This window comes from Sphaerospermopsis reniformis (assembly GCF_005402885.1).
GTDB lineage: Bacteria > Cyanobacteriota > Cyanobacteriia > Cyanobacteriales > Nostocaceae > Sphaerospermopsis > Sphaerospermopsis kisseleviana.
The window spans coordinates 1-220 of sequence record NZ_BJCE01000667.1 but is presented as its reverse complement, the minus strand read 5'-3'; the positions used below and the strand labels follow the sequence as shown (position 1 = coordinate 220).

The following is a 220-nucleotide window of genomic DNA, read 5'->3' as shown; positions in this document are numbered from 1 at the left end:
CAGTAAAATCACTGTATGCTACTAGGATTCAAAACCCAACTCAAAGTTAACAAGCAACAACGACTACTACTGGCGCAACACGCAGGAGTAGCCAGACACGCTTGGAATCAAGGTTTAGCACTTTGTCAACAGGTATTATTACATAACAAACTGCAACCAGAAGAAAAAATCAAATTTCCCACAGCCATAGATTTACACAAATGGTTAGTAGCAGCCATTA

1 protein-coding gene is annotated in these 220 nt (G+C 39.5%); it reads left to right on the top strand.

From position 1 onward, the window contains the following. Nucleotides 1-15: 15 nt before the first annotated feature. A partial coding sequence (locus FFR48_RS28775; RefSeq protein ID WP_162502007.1) for a helix-turn-helix domain-containing protein occupies nt 16-220 on the top strand: 205 nt, incomplete at its 3' end.